The 19,437-nt window shown below is 60.2% G+C and carries 18 protein-coding genes; 7 read left to right on the top strand and 11 right to left on the bottom strand.

The window, feature by feature from the left end; translation table 11 throughout:
* Positions 1-335: 335 nt before the first annotated feature.
* The 3 genes from RSO67_RS10365 (at position 336) to RSO67_RS10355 (ending at position 8,173) form a co-directional block, all read left to right on the top strand.
* Positions 336-989: a hypothetical protein gene (locus tag RSO67_RS10365; protein WP_120293213.1), complete on the top strand. Its 654-nt coding sequence runs from the start codon at positions 336-338 to the stop codon at positions 987-989.
* A gap of 67 nt (positions 990-1,056) precedes the next feature.
* Entirely contained in the window at positions 1,057-3,747 is a 2,691-nt protein-coding gene (locus tag RSO67_RS10360; RefSeq protein ID WP_315843405.1) for a filamentous hemagglutinin N-terminal domain-containing protein, read from the top strand.
* Positions 3,748-3,910: 163 nt separating this feature from the next.
* Positions 3,911-8,173 (top strand): beta strand repeat-containing protein, encoded by a 4,263-nt coding sequence (locus tag RSO67_RS10355; protein WP_315844216.1) that lies wholly within the window; start codon positions 3,911-3,913, stop codon positions 8,171-8,173.
* A 512-nt stretch (positions 8,174-8,685) separates the two neighbouring features.
* On the opposite strand, the gene RSO67_RS10350 is transcribed toward RSO67_RS10355, so the two are convergent.
* From RSO67_RS10350 to RSO67_RS10340, 3 genes are all read right to left on the bottom strand, one after another.
* Positions 8,686-9,609: a CoA ester lyase gene (locus RSO67_RS10350; protein WP_315843404.1), complete on the bottom strand. Its 924-nt coding sequence runs from the start codon at positions 9,607-9,609 to the stop codon at positions 8,686-8,688.
* Positions 9,606-10,772: a CaiB/BaiF CoA-transferase family protein gene (locus RSO67_RS10345; RefSeq protein WP_315843403.1), complete on the bottom strand. Its 1,167-nt coding sequence runs from the start codon at positions 10,770-10,772 to the stop codon at positions 9,606-9,608. Before RSO67_RS10345 ends, RSO67_RS10350 begins: the two co-directional genes overlap by 4 nt.
* Before the next feature lie 102 nt (positions 10,773-10,874).
* Positions 10,875-11,852 (bottom strand): LysR substrate-binding domain-containing protein, encoded by a 978-nt coding sequence (locus RSO67_RS10340; RefSeq protein WP_315843402.1) that lies wholly within the window; start codon positions 11,850-11,852, stop codon positions 10,875-10,877.
* 146 nt (positions 11,853-11,998) lie between these two features.
* Between RSO67_RS10340 and RSO67_RS10335 the strand changes: the two genes are divergently transcribed.
* Complete coding sequence (locus RSO67_RS10335; protein WP_315843401.1) at positions 11,999-12,961, top strand: tripartite tricarboxylate transporter substrate binding protein; 963 nt, start codon at positions 11,999-12,001, stop codon at positions 12,959-12,961.
* Between the two features lie 258 nt (positions 12,962-13,219).
* Here RSO67_RS10335 and RSO67_RS10330 read toward each other — a convergent pair whose 3' ends face one another.
* The 6 genes from RSO67_RS10330 to RSO67_RS10305 all read right to left on the bottom strand — a co-directional run bounded on the left by RSO67_RS10330 (position 13,220) and on the right by RSO67_RS10305 (position 17,367).
* Positions 13,220-13,480 carry a hypothetical protein gene (locus RSO67_RS10330; protein ID WP_089266051.1) on the bottom strand — a complete coding sequence of 87 codons (261 nt, stop codon included), beginning with the start codon at positions 13,478-13,480 and terminating at the stop codon, positions 13,220-13,222.
* A gap of 90 nt (positions 13,481-13,570) precedes the next feature.
* Positions 13,571-13,846 (bottom strand): hypothetical protein, encoded by a 276-nt coding sequence (locus RSO67_RS10325; protein WP_315843400.1) that lies wholly within the window; start codon positions 13,844-13,846, stop codon positions 13,571-13,573.
* Positions 13,847-13,931: 85 nt separating this feature from the next.
* Positions 13,932-14,867 (bottom strand): glycosyltransferase family 4 protein, encoded by a 936-nt coding sequence (locus RSO67_RS10320; protein WP_315843399.1) that lies wholly within the window; start codon positions 14,865-14,867, stop codon positions 13,932-13,934.
* 633 nt (positions 14,868-15,500) lie between these two features.
* Complete coding sequence (locus RSO67_RS10315; protein ID WP_315843398.1) at positions 15,501-15,647, bottom strand: hypothetical protein; 147 nt, start codon at positions 15,645-15,647, stop codon at positions 15,501-15,503.
* 376 nt (positions 15,648-16,023) lie between these two features.
* The gene (locus RSO67_RS10310) at positions 16,024-16,263 is read right to left on the bottom strand and encodes a hypothetical protein (protein WP_315843397.1); all 240 of its coding nucleotides are present in this window, start codon (positions 16,261-16,263) and stop codon (positions 16,024-16,026) included.
* 888 nt (positions 16,264-17,151) lie between these two features.
* On the bottom strand, positions 17,152-17,367 hold the full coding sequence (locus RSO67_RS10305) for a hypothetical protein (RefSeq protein WP_315843396.1): 216 nt from the start codon (positions 17,365-17,367) through the stop codon (positions 17,152-17,154).
* A gap of 538 nt (positions 17,368-17,905) precedes the next feature.
* On the opposite strand from RSO67_RS10305, the gene RSO67_RS10300 reads away from it, so the two are divergent.
* Both RSO67_RS10300 and RSO67_RS10295 read left to right on the top strand, forming a co-directional pair.
* Positions 17,906-18,244, top strand: a complete 339-nt coding sequence (locus RSO67_RS10300; protein WP_315843395.1) for a hypothetical protein — start codon at positions 17,906-17,908, stop codon at positions 18,242-18,244.
* A complete protein-coding gene (locus tag RSO67_RS10295; protein WP_089266057.1) occupies positions 18,241-18,447 on the top strand; it encodes a hypothetical protein in 207 nt (68 codons plus the stop codon). Before RSO67_RS10300 ends, RSO67_RS10295 begins: the two co-directional genes overlap by 4 nt.
* 21 nt (positions 18,448-18,468) lie before the next feature.
* Here RSO67_RS10295 and RSO67_RS10290 read toward each other — a convergent pair whose 3' ends face one another.
* On the bottom strand, positions 18,469-18,657 hold the full coding sequence (locus RSO67_RS10290; RefSeq protein WP_315843394.1) for a TenA/THI-4 family protein: 189 nt from the start codon (positions 18,655-18,657) through the stop codon (positions 18,469-18,471).
* A 184-nt stretch (positions 18,658-18,841) separates the two neighbouring features.
* Entirely contained in the window at positions 18,842-18,973 is a 132-nt protein-coding gene (locus RSO67_RS10285) for a hypothetical protein (RefSeq protein WP_256461247.1), read from the bottom strand.
* Positions 18,974-19,204: 231 nt separating this feature from the next.
* Between RSO67_RS10285 and RSO67_RS10280 the strand changes: the two genes are divergently transcribed.
* Positions 19,205-19,408: a cold-shock protein gene (locus tag RSO67_RS10280; protein ID WP_068734860.1), complete on the top strand. Its 204-nt coding sequence runs from the start codon at positions 19,205-19,207 to the stop codon at positions 19,406-19,408.
* Positions 19,409-19,437 lie beyond the last annotated feature (29 nt).

Raw genomic sequence — 19,437 nt, 5'->3', positions numbered from 1 at the left:
TGCAGTGCGCATGCATCCGTCGGTCATGCGCAATCCGACGACTGGCATCGTCAGGCTGCAGCGACGCGGCGCATATATGCATGGATAGTTTGGGCATGCATCAACCATAACGGTCGTTGATGGCCGATGTGAACGAGCGTTCACACGGTGTTCGAAACTGATTGCATCCAGCCCCTAATAAGACGCTGGTATCATGGGCATCGGCCGCGTTTGCGCAGCCCGGGGCGGTTCTGCGCTCAACCGATGCAATTGATCGCTTAGGAGTTGAGCAGGTGAGAGATCGTTTCGGCACTTCCATTCGTTGTGATTCCGCTTCGCATGCGCTCAAGCGCGCGATGGCACGGTTGATCCTCGTTGCCGCGATTGTCGCGGGCGTGGTCGATGTTTTGCCGGCCCGGGCGCAGCAGGAAGCACCGAAATATGAAGTCACCGGATTCCGCGATGCCCGTTTCGGCATGACGGAGGCGGAGGTGCGGGCCATCGTGACGAAGGCATTCAATGTCAAGGGGACCGACATCGCGAGCAGCGTGAACAGCATCGAGGGCACGAATGTCCTGACCGTCGCTGTGCCGTCGCTCGATCCTGGTCCGGGCGCTGCACGGGTCGCCTACATCTTCGGCAACAAGTCGAAGAAGCTCATTCAGGTCAATGTCGTCTGGGGCGAGGTCGCCTCCACGCCGCCGGTCGATCCCAATGCGATGATCACTGCCGGCACGCGTCTTGAGCGCTATCTCGCAGGCTTTGTCTGGAAGAAGGACACGCTCCGCTCCGGCATTCCCGTTGGCGACAATACGATTGTGCTGTTCGCCGGCGAGGATGAGAAGAAGGGGGCGGTCCGGCTGATCGCCGATGGCGTCAAATACCAGATGCAGCGCGAAGGCAATCAGACCACGTCGCCGGACCCGAAGGGGCCGCCGAAGCTGATCATCAACTACATCGCTGAACGCGACGATCCCGACATTGCGCGGATCGAGCGCGGCAAATTCTAAACAGGGCAGACAAGACGACCTCGGGAGCGCCGGTCAACGGCGCCCGTGCAGGTGACAGGAGCTGGGCATGACACAGACATATGACGTGACGCCGATCCGCGGCAGCGTGAGGGCGGCTTTCGCACCGCTGGTGTTCGGCTGCGTGGTGTTCAGTGGCAGCATTGCACTGGCGCAGACGCTGCCGGGCGGAGGCACCGTGACCCATGGCACCGCGAGTATCGCCGCGCCGTCGAACGGGACGCTGAACGTCAACCAATCCTCGAACAGCGCCATCATCAACTGGAATTCGTTCTCGATCGGTGCCGGTGGCACCGTCAACTTCAACCAGCCGAGCGCGGCGGCTGCCACCCTCAACCGCGTTACGGGTACCACGCCCTCCAGCATCGCCGGCACGATCAACGCGCCCGGCACCGTGCTGCTGGTTAATCCGAACGGTATCGCGATCACTAATACGGGTGTCGTCAATACTGGCTCTTTCGCGGCCTCAACGCTCGACATCAGGAACGAGGACTTCCTATCGGGCAAATACAAGTTTACCGGTAACGGCTCCTCGGCTGTTGTCACCAATGCCGGCCGCATCAACGTGTCCGACGGCGGCTTCGCAGCGTTGCTCGGTGGCCGCGTCGCCAATGACGGCGTCATTTCGGCGCGGCTCGGCAAGGTCGGTCTCGGCTCCGGCGAGATGATTACGCTCGATCTGTCCGGCGACGGCTTCCTGTCGGTCGCTGTACCGTCCAACCAGCTTGGCAATCTCGTCGATGGCACCGGCAAGGCGCTGGTGACCAATAGCGGAAAGATCCGTGCCGATGGCGGACAGGTGTTCCTCAGCGCCGCCACGGCGAACAACATCCTGCGCGATGCGGTGAACGTCCCGGGCACGATCCGCGCCAATTCGGTCGGCACCCGCGCCGGGCGCATCGTGCTCGGTGGCGGCGAGGGTGGCCGCGTCAACGTGTCCGGCCGTGTGACGGCGACCGGCAAGTCGCGCAATCAGGTGGCTGCCAAAAAGACAGGCGGCCAGATCGACATCAGCGGCGCCGAGATCGCGCTGGCCGGTGCGCGCATCGACGCGTCGGGCGCGGCCGGCGGCGGCGGCGTTCGCATCGGTGGCGATGCCTATGGTCGCGGCGATTTCCAGCATGCCGTCAAGGTCACGGCGGATTCGGCGACGGTGATCCGCGCCGACGCGCTGGACAGCGGCAAGGGCGGCAAGATCGTGCTGTGGTCGGACGGTCTCACCAGCGTGCGCAGTACGTTGTCGGCGCGCGGCGGTGTCAATGGCGGCGACGGCGGCCTCATTGAGACCTCGGGCAAGCAGCTTGATTTCGCCGGCATCCGCGTCGATGCGTCAGCGCCGAAGGGCCGCACCGGCGACTGGCTGCTCGATCCGGTCACACTGACCATCGATTCCGCGGCGGCGGCGACCATCGGCGCTAATCTCGGCGCGGCCAATGTCACGCTGATCACCACGGCATCGTCCGCGAGCGGCCCGGGCAACCAGACGCAGGGCGCCGGCGATATCATCATCAATGCGCCGATCTCCTGGACATCGGCCAATACGCTGTATCTCAATGCCTATCGCGACATCCAGATCAACGGCACGATATCCGGCCGCAACGGGACGCTGTGGCTGACGTCGCCCGGCAGCATCTCGCAGACCGCGCCGATCATGGTGTCTAACCTGGTGCTCCCGATGACGTTCACGTCGGTATCACTGACCAGCGCCGGTAATGTCGTCGGCCGGCTGTCGAGCGATACAGCGAGTGTGGGCTGGGGGAACGAAGACCCGCAGCCGTTTACTCCCGGTTCGGTGGCCTTCACCAACAACGGCAATCTGGTAACCGGCGACCTCATTGGGCGCGATATATCGCTGGTGATCGGCGGCTCGCTCACTTTCGAAGGCAGCATTCGCGCAACAGGGACGGCGGCCTCGACCTCGACATCGATCGTGGCGTCGGGCGACGTCACTGCCGGAAGGATCGGCAGCATTGTCGGCGGCAATATATCGATCACGTCGGGTGGTGCGATCACCACCAACTCGCTGGGCTCGTTCGGCACGATCAATCTGCGGTCGGCCGGAAATATCCAGATCAACGATCACATTTCCAACTTCAACAGTGCGCTGACTTCGGTGACGCTCCGCTCCGACAACGGCCTCGTCAACTTCGCGTCCAATGCGCGGGTGAATACGGCCACGCCCGTCGAAATCTTTTACAATCCCTATGCGGCAACCGGCAGCTACGCCAATACGATCAACTATTCCAGCATCACGCAGAGCGGCTACGGCGCGACCGTGGCAGCGTATATGCTGGTGAATGATGTCTACCAATTGAAGGGAATCGAGATCCAATCTCGGCGGTACCTACGCGCTGGGCCGGGACATCGATGCCAGCGTGACGTCGACCTGGACCTGTCTGAGCGGCATCTGCCGCGGCTTCGATCCGATCGGTGCGTTTGGAGATGGTCGCCCCTATCAGGGCTTCACCGGTACGCTCGATGGCCGCGGCTATGCGATCCTGAACATGTACCAACGCCGCGGCGAAGGGCAGGTCGGCGGTGGCGATGTCGGCGTGTTCTACCAGAACAATGGCACGATCCGGAATGTCGGTATCATCGGCGGTTCGTTCAGTGGCAATGCCAGCTATGTCGGTTCGATCGCCGCAGAGAACAATGGCACGCTGACGAATGTTTATTCGACGGCGAGCGTGACCAACATCGCCAGTTCGCTGGGCGCGGGCGGTCTGGTGGCACGCAATAATGGCATCATCAATGGCGGCTCCTATTCGACCGGTGCCATCCGCGGCTATGTTGTTGGCGGCATCGCCGGCTACAATTACGGTACCATCCAGGACTCCTATTCGGCCGGCTCGGTCACCGGCGCGACGGCAGGTGGCATTGCCGGCATCAATGGCGAAGGCGCCATGGTCCGCTGGACTTATTCGCTTGCCAGCGTGAACGGCACGAGCTGGACCGGCGGTCTTGTTGGCGAAAATCAATGGAGCGTGATGGGCTTCGCGTCGCTTCAAGATTCGTATTTCGCGGGCGTGGTGTCCGGCACCAATGTGGGTGGCATCGTCGGGCGCAACCAGTTCCGCGACTGGGATACGATGGAAAGCTTCAATTCCCAGCACAGCCAGTCAGCACGCATCTGGCATGTTTACTGGGATCAGGCCACGTCCGGCACCAGCCGCGCCTTCGGTCGCTCCTATCACGACATGCCCGGCGGCTGGACGTCGGAGCAGATTCAATATGTTGCTGCGCTGAACACGAATTCCGACAACAGCCCATATTCGCTTAACTCCTACAGCAATTTCAACGACCCGAACTATCTCAATGGATACCAGGAAGGCAACTTTCACTCCCACTGGTACATGGTGGACGGCTATACGCGTCCGTTCCTGAAGGCCGAATATTCGACCAACATCCAGAACCTGCACCAGTTGCAACTGGTGAATATGAACGGTGCTGCCAGTTACAAGCTTGCGCGCGACATCAACGCGTCGGCAGAATTGTCCACCGGGATGTGGAAGGGCAACGCCTTCTCGCCGATCTCGCCGATCAGCTATAGCGGTTACACGACGAAGTACTTCATGCGCCTGCAATTTGGCGAGAATCGACCGTCCGATTCGTATGAGGTCTGGAACAATGGAGTGCGCGAGGTCTACACGACTGTTTATACGCTGGGGGAGACAGGATATTCGCAGTCGGGACAGTACGCCGACTACGCGAAAACGGCAGCCTCGTTCACCGGAACATTGGACGGCCAGGGTCACGCGATCAGAAACCTCTTCGTGAATATGACCGACGGCAATCATGCGGGCGTGTTTGCCTATCTGGCATCCGGCAGCGTGGTGAAGAATCTCGGCGTCGTCGATAGCAGGATCATAGCCGACTGGGGATCTGCCGGCTCGATCGCTGGCGTGAGCGACGGCACGATCTTCCGCTCATGGGCGTCGCGCAGCGATGACGCGAGCGGGGTCTATTCGAACTGGGCCGCCGGCGGCCTGGTCGGCTACAATCGCGGCACGATCGAAGAGTCCTACAGCACAGTCGCGGTCGAGGCTGTTGGCCAGCAGTCTGATTACGTCACCTTTGTCGGCCAAGGGGGCGGCCTCGTCGGCGTCAACGTGAACGAAAACGGCGGACCCGGGCGGATCGTCAATTCCTATGCGACGGGCCTCGTGCGCGGCAATGGCACGATCGGCGGTCTCGTCGGTACCAATGCGACCAATGACGGCACGGGCACCATCATTAATTCCTATACGACCGGGCGGCTCGACCGAGCCTGGAACTATGGGGTGCACTTTGTCGGCTCGGTCGTCGGGCGCAATGTAAGCGACAACGGGCGGACGGGAACGGTCACCAATACGTATTACGATTCCAGCGTCTCGAATCCGTCCTGGCTCAATCCCAATCGTGGCCAGACCTTCGTCGGCACCGGCCTGACCACGGCGCAGATGCAGGATCTCAACACGTTCCGCACCGTCTATACCGGCTGGGATTATCGCAACGTCTGGATCCCGTCGAACAGCGCGGGCCAGTCGGACGGCGTCGCGCGCTATCCGGAATTCTACTGGGCCAATCACGTCGCCGTCGTCGAGACATCGAATGCCACGCGCATGTATGGCGATGCCAATACGACGCTGGCGGCGATGATCTACGGCCTCAAAAACTACGATACGCCGAACAAGATTCCGCTTGCCCTGAGCACCACCGCCAATCAGTCGTCGGGCGTCGGTACCTATGCCGTGACGGCGGGGATGACCGTCCTGCCGCCGCAGGCTGTCGGCGCTGGTGCCCCGAGCCAGGGCGGGTTTGGACCGCAATATCTCGGCATGCGGATCAACAACGGGAACGACATCCTGTGGGATCGGAATTCGACCGCGCAGCAGATCGCGGATCGCATCAATCAGTTCACCTCGCAGAACGGCGTATCCGCCACGGTCAACGGCAATGGTGCGATCGTTCTCACCGGTACGTCGGACTTCTTCCTGGTTCCGATGGGCGTGACTATTGGCGATGGCGTGGCGTGGCTGCGCATGACGCCGTATGTGACCAACCGTCCTACCCAGCTCCAGCCCGTCAGCAATGACGGATCGACCTATCGCATCGTCAATCTGCCGAGCGGGCAACTGACGGTGACGCAGCGTGCGATCACGGTGGCGGCCGATGCCGGTCAGGGCAAGACCTATGGCGACACAGGTTCCGCCCTCACCTGGCAGGTGACCAGTGGATCGTTGGTGAATGGCGACAGTCTCACCGGCACGATCGGCCGCGCCGCGGGCGAGAATGCCGGCAACTATGCCATCAATCAGGGCTCGCTCGCCGCATCCTCGAACTATCGGGTGAGTTTCGTCGGGAACGATTACAGCATCGCCAAGCGCACCGTGACGCTGTCGCTCACCGGCACGGTGGAGAAGCAGTATGACGGCACCAACACCGCCGCGCTCGGCACCAACAATTTCACGCTGAGCAATGTGGTGGTGGGCGATTCCGGCCTGCTGTCGGTGACGAACCTGCCGACCTCGGGCGCCTATGACAATGCCAATGCTGGAAGCGGCAAGACCGTCTCGTTCAATCTCGGTTCCGGCGGCCTCACCGGCAGCGCGGCCGGCAACTACACGCTGGTCGTCAACAATAGCCGCAATATCGGTAACATCACCAAGGCGGCGCTGACCATCACGGCGAACGACCAGTCCAAGACCTATGGCGATACGCTCGCCCTCGGCAGCAGCGGTTACAGCATCGGCGGCACGCTTTATGGCACCGACCGCGTGACCGGCGTGACGCTGGCGAGCCTCGGCGCGGATGCATTGGCGAATGTGACGGGCGCGCCCTACGGGATCACGGCCAGCAATGCGCTCGGCAATGGCCTCGGCAATTACACAATCAGCTATGCCGGCGGTTTGCTGTCGGTCACTGCGGCGGACATCATCGTGTCGGCGAATGGTGGCAGCTCGGTCTATGGCCAGTCGCCGTCCAATCCGGGCCTCTCGGCGAATGGTTTGAAGAACGGTCAGGATGTCGATGCCCTGACCGGCCTGAGCAACTCGTTCGGCATCCTGCCGACGACGGGCGTGGCTGGCGGTCCGTATACGCTCAGCGTGGCGGGAACACTGACCAATGCGAATTATCGCGTGGCGGCGCGCAACGACGCCAGCTGGACCGTCACACCGGCGTCTATCGTGGTCTCGGCCAATGGCGGCACATCGGTCTATGGCAGCTCGCCGCTCAATCCTGGTCTGTCGGCCACCGGCTTGCAGAATAACGAGGGCGTCGACGTTCTTGCGGGCCTTCGCAACTCGTTCGGCATTACCGCGACCAGCGGCGTGGCACATGGGCCATATGCGCTCAGCGTGCTCGGCACGCTGGCCAATCCAAACTATCAGGTCTCCGCGTTCAATCCGGGTAGCTGGACCGTCACGCCAGCCTCCATTGTTGTCACGGCCAATGGCGGCACATCGGTCTATGGCAGTTCGCCGCTCAATCCCGGCCTGTCGGCCATCGGTTTGCAGAACGGTCAGGGGATTGAGGTTTTGACCGGGCTCGTCAATTCGTTCGGCATCACCGGCCGGACCGGCGTCGCGGGCAATCCCTATTTGCTCGACGTAGCCGGAACGCTGACCAATCCGAACTATGCGATCTCGGCCCGCAACAGTGGCGTCTGGATCGTGACGGCCGCGCCGCTGACAGTCACCGCAGATCCCCAGAGCAAGATGTTCGCAGAGCTTGATCCGGCGCTGACCTATCGTCTCACCGGCGGCACGCTGTTCAACGGCGACCGCTTCTCCGGCTCGCTGGAGCGCGCGCTGGGTGATGTGGTGGGCGACTATGCCATTCGGCTAGGCTCGCTCGGCGTTTCGCCGAACTATGCGCTGAGCTATGTCGGGGCGGTTTTCACAATCAAGTCGTTCGACGTCTCGCTCGCGCCAAGCCCCGGTCAGATCGCCGTGGTCAACCCGGCCGCGCCAACGGCCAATACGATGTCGCCGTCTCCTGTCGGCAGTGCGAGGTCCTCCTTCGATAGCCTCTTCCAGGAGCCGCCGAGATCGCCGGCTCCAACCGGAATCGTCGCCGGCAGTGCTGGCGGGAGAACCAACACCAACGGATCGTCCAATGATGACGTGACGAACTCCATCGGTGGTGAGCGACGCGACGAGAGAAAGCGGAGGAACGGTCGGTGAAACGACTCTCGCCGGCAGCTCCGCGTCCTCTGAATTGCTCCCAACTCGACCGGTAGTTGCGACGAGAGACGTCCGCTAAAAGAAGGGATTGGAAATCTTGGCGCCGCGCGATCGCTCTTAGCTCACGCCAAGCCTAAAAGCACTAGAGTTGCCTATGCGTGCGGATTCGACAGCATCGCAACATTCTTTCGCGTGTTCTGAAATGCGACGGCGATGGCGCCGAACGACTGGCATGCGATGCATCGCGAGATCTAACCCGCAGTTGCTCCAAGAACGATCATGCCATGGGATGACCTCTTCTGGCGCGAAGCCGTCATTCGATCCCTCTGCGATTCCATGAGGGAGTGTCGGGGATGCGCATATGACCGGCATTCTGCCGACCTAGTACGCGAGATGACGCCGTGTCTAATAGCACCGCTGCCAATTCGCGTCCTCAGCGGCTGTTGCAAGCCATCCAACGATGCAGCAGTGTGCTTGCGAGAAGCAAGCGCCAGCGGACAGGGTCTGGTCCCTTATGATGCAAAGCGAAGGATGCGCTCGGCCATTCTCACATTGGCGAGATCGAGCATCCGGCCGTCCAGTGTCACGGCGCCATGCCCGTCCCGTTCGGCGGCGCACATCGCTTCGATGACGCGTTTCGCCGAGGCGATGTCGCTGGCTGACGGGACGAATGCCGACCGCGTCGGCTCGATCTGGTCGGGATGGATCACCTGCTTGCCGTCATAGCCCATGCTTGCCGCCTTGACCGCAGAGCCGAGCGTGCCTTGGTTGTCTCGGAATGTGCCAAAAGGCCCGTCGATCGCCCTCAGCTGGAAGGCGCGCGCGGCGATCAGAATTCGCATCATTGGATAGGCGAACAGGTCGAGCGCTGTTTCCCGGTGCTCCTCCGCTGCGGAGGCAACGTGCCTGTAGTCGCGCGGGGACAATCCGATCTCGTCGCTGCGCGCGCCGATCGAGGCGCTGAAATCGCCGACACCGAAATGCAGCGCGGCGACCGTCGCATGCGCAGCGGCGAGGGCATCGACATTGACCACGCCGAGCGCCGTTTCGATCAGGAGCTCGAGCTCCAGCGGATGGTCCCGGCCGCCGCGATGCTGCGATAGCCGCTCGCCGATGCCGATCACATCGACCACGCGTTCCGCTTTCGGTAGCAAGACGGTATCCAGTCTTGCGAGGCCGGACAGTTTTTCGACTTCCTCCGCGATGGACGGGCTGTCGATCGCATTGATGCGAACCGTGACGGTCTTCTGCCCCCAGTCCAGACGGGTGATGGCATTGATCGCCGTCCGCAAGGCGGCGTTCTTTTCGCCGACGGGGACAGCGTCTTCGAGATCGAGAAACACGGCGTCCGCCGTAGATCCCGCGGCGCGCTCGACCATGCGTTCGCGATGCGCCGGTACGGCAAGATAGGTACGCGTCAGTCGAGGGGCGGTCATAAGCGGGCTCGTTCTCGGAGTTCGGACAGGATCGCGTCGGTGTGCTGCCCGACCGCGGGGACCGGACCCATCTGCGGCGTCAGGCCGGGGATCGTGATGGCCGGGAGATAGCTGGTGACAGCGCCATGCGGCGTACCGACATTGACGACGCGATGACGACTATGCAGTTGCGGGTGATCGAGAAATTCCTCAACGCTGTTGAGGCGCGCATTGGCGATCGAGGCCTCCTCTAACTGGGCCAGCAACTGGTCGCTGGTGGTGCCGGCAATGCGGCTTTCGATCAGACGTTCGAGCTCATCGCGGTTGGTCATGCGATCCGGATTGGTCACGAATCGCGGATCGCTGGCGAGATCGGCATCGCCGAGTACATTCGTACAGAGCGACAGCCATTCGCGTTCATTCTGGATTCCGAAGAACACGGTCTTGCCATCGCCGGCGCGAAATGGACCGTAGGGCGCGATCGTGGCGTGGCGCATGCCGGTCCGTTTCAGCGGCTTTCCTGCGCCCGCTGTATAGAGCGAGGGATAGCTCATCCATTCGGTCATCGCATCGAACAGCGACACCTCGAAGGCGGTGCCGCGCCCGGTGCGTTCGCGCGCATAGAGCGCCATCAGAACGCCGTTCAGCACATACATGCCCGTGGCGATATCCGCGATGGCGATGGCGCCCTTGGCGGGATGGTCTTCTGAACCGTTGATCGAGAGCAGGCCGGTCTCGCATTGCACCAGCAGGTCATAGGCCTTTTTGTCACTATACGGTCCGCCCGATCCGTAGCCGGAGATGTCGCAGGCGATCAGGCGCGGAAAGCGCTCAACCAGCGCCTTGGCATCCAGCCCGAGCCGCTGCGCTGCACCTGGTGCCAGGTTTTGCAGAAAGACGTCGGCGCCGGCGAGCAGGCTTTCCAGCGCGTCGCGGTCCTGCGGCTGCTTGATGTCGAGCGCCAGGCTTTCCTTCGACCGGTTGGTCCAGACGAACTGGCTGGACATGCCGTTTAGGACGAAGTCGTAATCCCTGCAGAAATCGCCGCGTCCCGGCCGCTCGATCTTGATAACGCGGGCGCCCCAATCCGCCAGATGTCGGCTGGCCAAGGGCGCAGCAATCGCCTGTTCGAGGGATACCACGGTGACACCCGACAGGGGCAAAGCGCGCTTTTCTTGGTCCATCTGCTGTCCCGACAGTTTTGCTCCGCGCACTCTTAACCGCGTCGGTGCACGCTGGGGGCATACTGGTTTGCCATCGCAGGTATAGGCTGAACCAATGGCGTGTCAGTCAGGGGCCTTGTCCCAGATCGCGGCATGTTCGCGCGCCAGTGTGCGGATGGTCTCTTCCGCAGCCAGTGCGGCCGCGGTCTGCGGAATGCCGGTGGGCAGGCAGAGACCCACGGTGCGATTGATGGCGGGGTTCACCAGCCGTCTCGACAGGATGGGTGTTTCTGCGACCCGGGCGACCCCGGAGGAGTTGATCGTCGCGGCGGTGCCGTTGCGTACGAGTTTCATCATAACCGGCAGGGAGTCGATGTCGGATATCACATTCAGTGGCACACCAGCTTCCGAGAACGCCTGCTCGACGAGAAGGCGCAGCCCGTTGGTTCTGTCCGGAAGAACCATCGGGACATCGGCCAGGGATGCGAGATCGCAGGTCGTCGCTTCGGGATCGCCTATGCCGGGGGCGCCAAATACGGACAATTGCTCAGTAAACAGCGGCCTGACGGTCATGCCCGGCGCGTCGGAGCCGCGAAACAGAATGGCCATGTCGAGGCGGCCATTGGCCAGCAACTCGTTGAGATAGCCGCTGAAGCTCTCGAAGAGCTGGAGCTTCACGCCGGGATGGTCGTGCCGCAGGCGCTCCACCAGCGGCACGGCGAGCACCGAGGCGATGCTGGTGGGAAGGCCGACAGCCACGGGTCCGACTGCGCCGGCGCCCTCGTCAGCAATGTCGGCCGTGAGCTCCTGCATCTGCCGCAATACGATGCGGGCATGACGATACAGTTTGGCACCCGCATCGGTCGGCTTCACGCCCGTCGCGCTACGCAGCAGAAGCGGCACGCCCAGGTCGTGCTCCATCGCGGCGATCTGCTGGCTCAGCGAGGGCTGCGACACTGCGAGCAGCACCGCGGCCTTCGACAGGCTGCCCATGTCGACCACGTTGACGAAGTAGCGAAGCTGTCTCAGTTCCAAGGCATCGATCCAGTGAAGATGCGGGCAAGCTCGTCTGCTTACACCGAACCGCACTTCGCTGGCCATTGCCAGCGGCGGCGGCGATGGGGCCGGTGCCCGATCTTATACCCCTCAGAGCAACAGCCTATGGGACGGAGCCCCGGCGAGTATGCCAGAAGGACAACAAAGGCGCGCGAAGCGTCGCATCGGCAAATATCAAGGGGAGGCTCTACGTGCGCCGTCTGTTCATTGCACTGCTCTGGATCGCAGCTTCGCTTACGTCGGCACGCGCGGACAACTATCCGGACCGCCCGATCACGCTGGTCGTGCCCTATGCGGCCGGCGGCACCACGGACGTGCTGGCTCGCATTCTCGCCAAGGCACTCGGCGCCGAACTCAAACAGACGGTGATCGTCGAGAATGTCGGCGGCGCTGGCGGCACGATCGGCACCCAGCGCGTGGTTCGGGCCAAACCCGATGGCTACACGCTCAATTTCGGCAATATGGGCTCGATGGCGGCGATCGTGCCACTGTACCCGAATCTGGGCTTCGATCCGCGCAAGGACCTGACCGGCATCGGCGTGTTCGCGAATGTCCCGATGATGCTTTCGGTCAGCAAAAAGAGCGGCATCGAGAATCTGAGTCAACTGGTCGAGCGTCTCAAGGTGCCGAACAACCGCATCACTTTCGGGCAATCCGGGGCGGGCTCGACCGCGCAGCTCGCCGCAGCGATGTTGCTCTATCTGACGCAGACCAACGCGATGCTGGTGCCCTATCGTGGCTCGGGGCCTGCCATCCAGGATTTGATCGCTGGCAATATCGAGGCGGTGATCGACCAAACCGTCACGATGATTCCGGCGCATCAGAACGGGCTGGTGCGGGCCATCGGCGTCACCGGGCCGCAGCGATTGGCGCAGGCACCCGACGTGCCGACCTTCGTCGAAAGCAATCTGCCGAAATTCGATCTGCAAGTGTGGAATGCGCTGGCGGCCCCTGCCGGCACGCCGCCCGAAGTGATCGCCAGATTGGAAGCGGCGCTCGCCAAGTCGCTTGAGAATGAAGACGTCAAGGCGCGCTTCGCCGAACTGGCGGCGCAGGCGCCATCTGCGCAAGGTCGCACGGCCCTGCAGCAACTCATCAACTCGGAGGTCGACCGCTGGTCGATCATCGTGAAGGAAGCGAAGCTCGAACCCTGACACGTGTGAGATGACTTTATCTCTTGCGAGATCGCTGCGTGGCTAGGCGGGATCGATGACTATCTCGAGATTAAATGTCTTTGCATGGGCGGGATCTGATTGGCGCCGTTGAGCCCGAATGCGCGCCCGCGAGCAACTTAACGTCACGCGTGGGCACTAAGTTCTTTTGAGTTGGACAGGCGCTTATGGCGCAGAGCGAATATCAAAAGCGTCGAACCGGTGTATTCGCGTTACGCTTCACCAGCAGATTAAGCGAGCTCAGTTAGTCTTGAGGTTGTAGAGCTTGCGCAATCTTTCTTGCGTGCCGTCAATCGCGCGGACTGTATTGAGCTCTGCGGTGAGCCTCAATTGCACGTCGGCTGCTCGGTGAAGTGAGAGAATGCCCCAGTTCGTCTCAAAGCGAGGGTCTGCGATCTCGTCAATGATCACGGCCGTGACGTCTTCGCACCCGTAGCAACTGCGGATTTGCAGCAATGCCGCATGTTCGAGGTCATGTCTGGAGAGTAGCGACTTCGCCATAGTGGGTATCCCTTGCGTCATCGCTTGATTCAATTCGAAGACGAGATTGTGCCTTTGCTTTTCGGAAACGGCAAGTATGGCAGACCACTCTTAAATCATCACCAGCTTGATCTCACCGTCGTTGGCTGCAACCAGTTCCATCTGCTCGCGCGCCAGTTTTTCGATCAGCGGCCTGTTGGCGTGGAAGTACCTTTTGGCCTGATCTTTGGTTGGAAACTTGGTCGTCAGGGTACACGCAATTCGGCGGTTGCCGTGCCTTATGTCGAACGCCACGCGCTGAAAGTCATCAGGCGCCTGAACCTGTGTCGAAATAGCAATCATGTTTGGATCCATAAAGCTCGGCGAAAGCCCGAACTCAACGAACATTACGACGTCTATGTGTTCAATGTATGTGGACGAGGGCGGCAAACAGCCTGAAGGCGATCTCGCTCTCGCTGCGGTTCCCCGTCGGTTAGCGCAGGATAGATTGGTATAGAGCCAAGTAGCGATCTGCCATTCTATCGACGGTAAAGTGCTCAGAAACCGCCGCCCGGCAGGCGCGTCTATCCAGTTCACCAATGCGCTCAACGGCTTGAACGGCTTCGAGGGCGCTATTGACCAGGAAACCTGTCACGCCATCTGTAATCAATTCGGGCATCGATCCGCGGTTACGCGCGATCACCGGTGTTCCACAGGCAAGCGCCTCAACAACTGATAGCCCGAATGGTTCGTCGAAATTGATCAGGTGAAGCAATGCCCGTGCAGATCCCAGAACGCGTGTCCGCTCCAGACCTCCGACCGGACCGAGATAAGTCGCGGACCTTCCCAGTGCTGGCAACACATGACGTCGATGATAGTCCGCATCCTGAACGATACCGGCCATGATGAGGTGGCGGCCTGCCGCTTCGGCAGTTGCTATCGCTTCGGCAGCGCCTTTATCGGGATGAATGCGACCGAAGAATAGAAGATCGTTGCTGCCACTCGGATCGAAGGGAAACTCGTCGATAGGAATGCCGTGATGGATCGTTGCCGCGTAGCGAAGGTCGGGATGGCGATTGGCATCGCTGATTGCGACATAATGGACATGATCCTCATATTCCTTGAAAACCGGAACAATGCGGGCTGATGAAAAGCCGTGAATGGTTGTGACGACTGGCGTGTTCACAAGGCGAGAGAAGCCCAGCGGTACAAAATCTGCCTGATTGTGGATGATGTCGAATTCGCCGGCCCGCTCAAAGACATTCGCAACATGCAGGAGTTCCCACGCCTTGGCATCGAGCGACGGGTCTTCAGAGTACGGCGCCGGGACGACACCGGCGAGATTTCCCGACGTCAAACTGTCCTTCGTGGCAAACAGTGTGACGTCAACTCCCCGCACAAGCAGCGCCTCCGTCAGCAAGCTTGTCACGAGTTCCCACGGGCCGTAGTGCCGGGGAGGAGTTCGCCAGGATATAGGCGCTAACATCGCGACGCGCATCGTGTTTAGCCTCGCAGGATGGATGGCGGATAATCGGCTACGTCAATCCGGGCACGGCGGATATATGGCCGACGGATTGGTGGAGGCCCGCTGTAAATTGGATTGACGCGACGACTCAGGAGCGCATGGTGAATGTCGTCGGTGGCTGGTTCGATGGTGTCATCATCGCTGCAGAATGAGAGGCGCTCCGCCTGTCATCTGTCAAGAGCAAGCGCACTGATCGCTGCAGAAGGGCGCGCGGCGCCTTCAGATAAACAGGCAGGAAGCGACCTTTTGTAAATGCTGTTTCGAAAGTGAGGCTCGATATGGTGGCTATGTATCGCCAACCAAACTTGGAAGTCACAGTCACTCCACATCCTTTGCTTTTCTGGGAATGGCAGGTGCAGGAGGATGGTGATCTGTTCGACAGTGGCTTCAGCAGCACGCGATGGAAGGCTCGGTATGATGGAAACGCAGCGCTTTTCGAGGTCCTGGCAGGCGGATTTTACTCTGAGCCTCTGTTTGACTGATTGTTAAAAGTGCCGCAACGCGGCCTTGCCCGCAAGGCAATCCGATCTTGCTGGGCTAGCGCGGTTCTTCAATAGGTGCCCAGTGCGTGGGATTGATCCGGGTGACGTTGACGCATCCTGCTTCAGCCAGGGTAATAATCCAGTCGCCGTCGTTCCACCATGCGCGGCAGGCGGTTCGCATTTTTTCTGCCTCGGATTCCATGGCATGATCCGAATTGTCATCGTATCCGCCAGCCAGGAATATTGGCGTTCCGTCTTGTGGTGCGGTGTCTATAGGTAGCCAATTCAACGGTTCATGTCCTTGCAGTGGTGGGGGAAATAAAGCTGATGTTGTCCGCGCGATGACTGCGTGCCGCGCACGCGTTTCACGTTGATTTTGCGACAATGTGGGGTGGACGTCGGTGTTTGAAGGTTGAGATGCAGAGGATTCCTTTTTCGGCTTCGTCGGCAAGAAGTATAAGCAGCCGGTACACCTCGGGACTGCTTTGGGCGGCTGCCAAACGTCTGTACCGAGCGGCACGCGTGCCGTTCATGGAAGGCCGTCGTCAGATGCTGGGTGTCTGCCAGCCTGATGGAGGTCATGTGGTCGTCCGAATGACTGGTTGCGAAGCGATAATGGCATCGAGTGCTGCTCTACCGAGTTGCCGCGCTTCATCTTCGTAAAGCGGTGATGGCATGTCGCCCATCGTATCCCAGGTCTTTCTGATTGCCTTCGCAGCGACCTCGACCGCTGCATCATATTCGGACTGCTCGTTACATCTGGCGTGCTGTGGCGTGTGTTGAAGATCATTCACGGAACTGAATTCCAGCTCTGACATTGAGAGCTCCCCTCAAGCTGAGATCGCGCAAGATCTGCTTCCGTTCAATCGAGGATTTGGCGTCACGCAGATTATGACGCGTTCTGACCGGAGGTGATTTAGCCCTGCTGAATAACGACGGCGCCAACAATTAAGAAGAGCCAAGAGAAGGGACAGTAGTACCAGAGGCAGAGGCCGATCCCGGATATTGATCGTCCAACGCTCTGATATGGCCCCCCCCTTGTTGAGGGGGAAACAGTGCTCATAGACGCCGGTAAAAGCCGAGGTTCTTGCGATGATCTTCAGATCTTACGCTTCCAGCTGGAAATTACGAATGGAAGATATTATTTTGGAAGCACGAATTGTGTCGCTGCCAAAGCGCCGATCGCGAGTTAGTAGCTGGATTACTGGATAGGTCTTCACACTTCCGGCTTCTGTAGCCGATGCTTCTTCGCATCTGCGATTAGTTGCAGTTGTCCGGCTTTTCGCATGGCAAGCGTTCGCTCGTCTCCGTGAGGGAGTTGAGCAGCTGCCGCAAGCGCGATCATGGCGGCGTGCTCAGCATCAAGGTGAGAAGCTTTCACCGTCCGGACCTGTATTGTTGCGATTCCAAAGTACATTCGGAGGTAGGCATGGCAGTCCCGAGACATTGGGCGGGAGCGCGACCGAACTCTCTGTCACCGGTGAATGCCTAAGGACGGGCGATGATGCGGTGCAGTAGATTCCCTTTATGTTCGGGAGTCGACCTAATTCGAAGGTTCAGATTTGCCGCCCGGAATCGCTGAGATCAATCCGCCGGACTGCCCGCGCCTTGGATGGCTGGTTCAGGAGAATAGGGGGGATACATACGGCTGCGGTATGATGGGGCTGAAGAAAGCCGGATGTCGTCGTGCGGGTCTGCGTCCGGCTCTAGGCTGAGCGGCGCAGACGATATTTTCTGTCAACGATAGGTGGCGTTGCAACGAGCTTTACAGTCCACTTTGCTGCCGATGCATCCATCACGACAGATCTCACCGATCCCGTGACTGTTTGCCCGTTCAGCTGAAGTGCGCGCGGCAGCCCGTGATATTGAGCCAGACGAGCGCGTCTTGCCTCGACGAGGTCCGTGATTTCGATGACCTGCATCTGCGACTCCAGAGTTGGCGCGGTGCGCTCGACAAGATCCGCGCTACAGGACGGGTAGCATCGTATGGTTAATGAAATGCGTCAGATCGTCTTCAGCAGTTCCGATGCTGAAGGCAAGTCAGCGGGCGGGATTGCCATCCAGACTTTGGGACCCCGTATGAGCGCTCGCGGCCCTTCATTGTCGCAAATGAGCCACTCGGTTTCGTCCCAGATGACGAGGCATGGAAATGCCTGAGGCAGCTTGTCCTTGTTTCCGCGTATCCATGTTCCACCCGCAACGATGATCCTTTCATCGTCCTTCGGTGCGGTGCTGATTGGTTGCCACCCGTCGCCCATTTGATCGCCCTTTGTCTACGCTTCAGTGCGACTCAAATGCGAGACCGCAACGTCCAGTTAAAGCGTGCAGACCTAGGCTGCCACATGAAACTTGCTTCCGATCGGCAGGCAGCTAGGCGGCTACGGAAGGGCTGTGCATCAAGTCGCATGGTGTCGCGACGAATTTGATTGACCGTCACGGGCATAGGCGCATGGTTCCACCATGCCCTTCAATTTCACCTCCGACGTTAAATCCAAGCAAAAAGATTGCTGGCTCATTTTGAACTTCAGCGGAGAGGAGATTTCCCTGTCGTTCGACGATGCAATCGAGCTTAAGATCCAGATCAATCACGTTCTGGAAACGGGAACTCCCAACGAACGGAAGATCGTGAGCGAAGCTGACAGCTGGTCGGCGCTGTGCGTGCCAAATGCGGGCGGTTTCGGGGTTGCCTTTGTCCTGTCGGCGACGTCGACGATAAAACTATGGCTGGATGCCAGGCAGGCTGAGCGCTTTTCTGCAGAGCTTCAGACATTTATCGACCTGGTTGGGAGTCGGAGTTGAAGGGTTTCTGGCATGGCTATGTCGAACTGGTATTGGCCGGCGTGACGTACGAAGCCAGTTACGACATCCTGGATGGCATGGTTCAATTGACCATTGGCCAGTTGATCGTGGTCGCAGAACCGCTGCCGGGTGCGACGTATGAGGAAAGTGCGCTCTACGCTTTGGAACAGTTCGCGACCGGAAAAATCGTCGCGCGGGGCTAGAGCCGCTCCCCGGGGGCTGGGTCAGCTCGCCGCCACTTCGCCCGCTTTTGTCGTCTCATAGGCAATGTCTGTCTTGTTCATGACGAGGGGCGATAGCCACCCGAGATCGACAAGGCGCTGGTATTTGCTGCGGTCGATATTGCCAGCCGTATATTTTGCGCCGCCGTGCAGGACGATCTCACGGATCAGTTCCAGGTCTTCACGTGTCATGATTGCTCCATCTGGCATGATCGCCGATGCGCGTCGGAGCGCCCCGGAAGGGGATTGGACATTTTGATTGAACTTGACGGTTCTCGGTTGCTGCGAACGCAATAGCGCGGTCGAGCACATGGCCATGCGCCGGGTGCCCGTGACCTCAGATGCCGCAGCTATGTTGACGATGCGCTCTGTTCGACTATTTCTTTCGGGGCTTTTCCGCCTCGGGGTGCATTAGGCCCTTCATGGTCGGAGCTGCCGCGATTGTCTTGGCCTTGTCCTTCTTGGGTTTCTTTACTTCACGATTGTTCCGTTGTTCGCCTTTGGCCATGGTTTCGTCCTCCGCCCGCACTGGGCTTCAGTGACATTAGCACGTCGGTTGGGATTCCCGGAGATTATGTTGCCTAAAGCCGCTGTCGCATCGCGGCATCGCGGGCGGACGACCGCCACCCGTCGTCCTGGCAGCGGACAGCCGCATCAATTCAGGAGATGGAAGTTTGCTTGATTGACTCCTCCCTGAATTCAGGGTTGCTATCGTTGAGAGACAACCGGGAGAACTGAAGTGACCACTGGCGTAGTAAAATGGTTCAATGCGACGAAGGGCTTCGGCTTTATCCAGCCGGACGATGGCAGCAAAGACGTCTTTGTTCACATCTCGGCCGTCGAGAAGGCGGGGCTGAGCACTTTGAATGAAGGGGCCAAGGTCAGCTTCGAGGAAGTGGCTAACCGTGGCAAGACGTCGGCAGAAAACCTGCGGGTTGGCTGATCGGGCCTCTTTTGCCCGGCGCCGCAAGT

Origin of the sequence: Tardiphaga sp. 709 (genome assembly GCF_032401055.1) — a bacterium.
In the GTDB taxonomy this organism is placed as follows: domain Bacteria; phylum Pseudomonadota; class Alphaproteobacteria; order Rhizobiales; family Xanthobacteraceae; genus Tardiphaga.
Note: the sequence above shows the minus strand (reverse complement) of the source record. Positions and strands in the feature narration are given on the sequence as shown.